Annotated in this window: 6 protein-coding genes; 1 reads left to right on the top strand and 5 read right to left on the bottom strand. The window is 41.4% G+C overall.

Translation table 11 applies throughout. The features are described from left to right. Window positions 1-212 (top strand): transposase (locus tag KTE19_RS13215; protein WP_217342479.1); only part of this gene is annotated, 212 nt, incomplete at its 5' end. A gap of 423 nt (window positions 213-635) precedes the next feature. On the opposite strand, the gene KTE19_RS13220 is transcribed toward KTE19_RS13215, so the two are convergent. The 5 genes from KTE19_RS13220 to KTE19_RS13240 all read right to left on the bottom strand — a co-directional run bounded on the left by KTE19_RS13220 (window position 636) and on the right by KTE19_RS13240 (window position 3,429). Further along, window positions 636-1,016: a hypothetical protein gene (locus tag KTE19_RS13220; RefSeq protein WP_217342480.1), complete on the bottom strand. Its 381-nt coding sequence runs from the start codon at window positions 1,014-1,016 to the stop codon at window positions 636-638. Continuing rightward, window positions 1,013-1,498: a hypothetical protein gene (locus KTE19_RS13225; protein WP_217342481.1), complete on the bottom strand. Its 486-nt coding sequence runs from the start codon at window positions 1,496-1,498 to the stop codon at window positions 1,013-1,015. The genes KTE19_RS13220 and KTE19_RS13225 overlap by 4 nt, the downstream gene beginning before the upstream one ends. Before the next feature lie 21 nt (window positions 1,499-1,519). Next, window positions 1,520-1,852 (bottom strand): hypothetical protein, encoded by a 333-nt coding sequence (locus KTE19_RS13230; protein WP_217342482.1) that lies wholly within the window; start codon window positions 1,850-1,852, stop codon window positions 1,520-1,522. A gap of 746 nt (window positions 1,853-2,598) precedes the next feature. Beyond that, a complete protein-coding gene (locus KTE19_RS13235) occupies window positions 2,599-2,937 on the bottom strand; it encodes an HTH domain-containing protein (protein ID WP_217342483.1) in 339 nt (112 codons plus the stop codon). Between the two features lie 132 nt (window positions 2,938-3,069). After that, window positions 3,070-3,429: a hypothetical protein gene (locus KTE19_RS13240; protein ID WP_217342484.1), complete on the bottom strand. Its 360-nt coding sequence runs from the start codon at window positions 3,427-3,429 to the stop codon at window positions 3,070-3,072. Window positions 3,430-3,605 lie beyond the last annotated feature (176 nt).

Below are 3,605 nucleotides of genomic sequence, written 5' to 3' on the forward strand. Positions count from 1 at the left end.
ATGTAGCCAGTAATTTAAACGCAACCGTGCAGGTTGCGAAGCGCAATGAGTTGCATCGATTCGAAGTCATGCCCCAACGTTTGGTAGTTGAACGATCCTTTAGTTGGTTAGAGAATTGTCGGCGACTTTGGAAAAATTGTGAGCGTCAATTAACCACCAGTCTGCAAATGGTCGTTTTGGCGTTTTTAGCACTATTACTCAAGAGATTTTAGACAGCCTCTTAGAGCTTTTGTACTTTCTTGTTCAGAACTGATTGCGTTCAATTACTTCATCCCTACTTGATTTAAAATTAGTAAGTCTATAAAAAACAACGTGTGTAGGTGTGTAACGTGTGTAAACGTTGATGTAAAGGCATTTTAGTGTGTGTGGTACGTGTGTTGACGTGTGTGGTTTTCATTCAATAGTAAGCTAAATGTCCTTTTAAGGTGGGAACAATGGGAGCATGATCGCCGTTACTCGGCGGAGAATTCCGTTTAGTTTAACCGAAAAAACGGAAAAACTCCACAAACGTTGAAGTATCAGTGATTACCAAAAAAGTGAATGACGGTTAGTGTTGAATTCCACCATTTTCCACCATTTCTTTACTGGTACTTTTCTACATAAAGTCAAACGTAACAAGCATTAGCGGGAATATCTTAGGCAAACATTTCTGGCAAAAGTTTCTTTAATTCCTTGGCTTGGTTGAATTGCTTAGCTGGTTGGTTTCGTTGCTTACATAATTGCTTAACTACCGCTTGGCGCTCTCGTTCATATTGCGACACTGATAAGCCATGTCGGCTAGCTAGTTTATCATCGGTAATCATATCTTGTGGGCGATCAATATAATACTTTTCAGCCAGTAGTTCCCGTTGCTGATCCGTTAAGTAGGATAAGCGATAATACAATGCTTTAACCTGCTTGATTTCCGTGGCACTCAAATCGTTTAAATGCGTATCGTAGTATTGCCACCTTCGTAAAAAGAAAGCGGCTTGGTATGGCGTCCAATCAGTTTCATAAGCTGGTGTAAAATCCTTCATCCCATCATCTCCAACGCTTGCCGTAGATTCCGGTTCACATCGTTAGTAATGTCAATAGCATGGGTAACTGGCAAGCCAAAACGGTAAGCGGTGGCTTCTTCAATCTGGTTACACTCATTCAACGCTTGTTGATCTAATTTGAGTTGATTAGGGATACCTTTGCCATAATAATAAACTGCTCGCAAGTAAGCATGATCACCAGTGGGCAATGAATGCAAAAACCGTTGAAAATAATGACGTTTAAAGGTTAATATTTGCTGGTTCAAATTCGTTTGGGCTTCCAAGTCAATTAGAGCATCCATCTGCTTATCATAGCGAGTCGTATAGATCGGATTCCCGTTACTATCAAAAGCTTCGGGGCAATTCATAAATGATTGCTGCCAGAAAATCCATTCGGCAAACTGATAGCGGCGCTGTTGGCGTTGAAGCTTGTCGTTTAAGTGCATGTAGTTGGTAATTAGTAACTGATCCAATTTGTCCATGAGATGCCTCCAGAATGCCCTTTAAACGGTGATAGCGTCCAACTGGGCGAGTTGTGCCAGTCCTTGCTGGTAAACGTCCGTAATTCGTCTAACACTTAATGCTAACGTTGCTTGCAGTGATTCAGATGAACGACCTTGTAGACCATGCAGGATAACCGTTTGTTGGGTTCGTTCCGGCGTGATGAGGTCAACCATTTGGTCAATTCGTTCATTATAAGCTTGGGCTTGCTGAACAAGCTGCTGGCCTTGAGGATTTAACGGCAACTTACTCGCTTGAACCAAAAGCTGGTTGTGCTGGTATTCCTTGATGATTTGTTTTCCTTGCTGAATCAATTGCTTCTTAGTTGTTTCCACGACCAATCGCCATCCCTTAATCAAAGTGTCTTTTAAGCTAATTATAAGATAAGTTTATCCCAAATGGCCTTAATATAAATAATGTTAATACGTCCTGCAACTTTCTGTTACTAAACCGAATTGGGGGCTGAAAACTTAGCCATGAATTTATTGGGGGTATTGATCTTTCTGTCATGGGGGTATGTCTATTTTTGGATAAACCCCAGTTAGGGTTAAATTCCAATATTTTCCAATAAAAACCTCATTGCCAAATCATCCCTTAATTCACGGTTGACCACTCTGTTGACCACTATTTAACAGGCAAGAATTACCAGATCGCCTAAGTTGTGTCGCCACTATGTTTCTGTTGTGACTCTTTGCTGCTTACTATCTGCTATATAGGGATGCCAGTGTAGTCCCATGTGCAGTCCCTTACTTGCGATTTGTCTACATATAGTGTGGGCAACAGTGTAGGCAATAGTGTGGGCAAACGGAGTAACCTGATCATTTTTACCACAACCAAAATAGTGTCGTCACTATATGACCACAGTCGTGACTGCACTCGTGACCACAGTAGTGACCACACTAATAGTCTTCCTGCTTCATATTATGCCTTTGTCTGCATATAATGCGCATAACGGTTCAGACAAAGCCAAAAGGCATCCGCATATAAACGAATACCTTTGGTTGCCATGCTATTAAATGGAACGTTGAAGCGGTTGAACCTGCCTTATGATGAATCGCTAGGCATCACTACCGTACAGCCACTAGAAATCAGGATTCTTAATGGCTTGCTTCAAATAATGGTTGAGGTTAGCCGCTTCAAGTAGTTGTAGGTTATGTTGTTCGGTGGCAATCTGCTGCTTATATTGCGCAATTCCCATCACTTTTTCTTCTTTGGTTTGGGCAATGTAATAACCTGAATCACTGGCTTTACGACTAGCCATGATCGGAATTCCTAACGATCGCAATACTTCAATGGTGTCGTAGAGATTGCGGGCGCTCATCCCCGTTTCGGCCATCAATTGCCGCTTGGTCACTTTGTTATCCGCACCCTTTTTCAGCAGGCGGAAAACTTGAACATCATTCTTGGTTAATCTGCGCATTTCAATCACCCTTTCAATTGATACTTGAACGACTTAGCTCAACGGCTAATTAGGACACGTTTGTCATTGAACCCGAGGTCATTCAGAACGACCACAAATTTTTCATTGCTAAGCAAACCAATTAAATCTACGTCAACCACGCTTCGTTGACGTTCTTTTACTGGTAAACGCCACCGGCAACCAATGCGGGGTCTTATAGAAACGCTGTCGGTTAGCTACGGGAACTTTTAACGTGATGCCATCAATATAGTAGACATTCGGACTAACTTGACGCATCTCAATCATGTGGCTGTGCAATAGTTCCACCACCAGCCGGACAGCCGGTTTATTCCAACCAGTCCAGAACCACAAGTTGTTACATTCTGATGAAGCAATTCGTTGGTTTCCACACCAGTCGAAGCTACAATCGTCGAAGATGTTTTCAAGTTCGACAAAACTGGTTTCGTCATGCTGGTCAATGTAAGCCATGATTTTCTTTTGGATTGTGTTCAATGGTTTCACCTCTCAAATTAGCTTTATATAAAAACAAGTTGTATTTATTTCGTTAACTCATTAACTTTTGGCTATAATCATTGATATGACGGCATTCCTAAGAAGCTGTCCAAGATCTATGATTTTTGATATACTTCTATGTAAAAAGCGAGTTTAAGCTATGAAAAATTATCCCA

It is taken from the genome of Lentilactobacillus dabitei (genome assembly GCF_019061365.1).
GTDB classification, from domain to species: Bacteria; Bacillota; Bacilli; order Lactobacillales; family Lactobacillaceae; genus Lentilactobacillus; species Lentilactobacillus dabitei.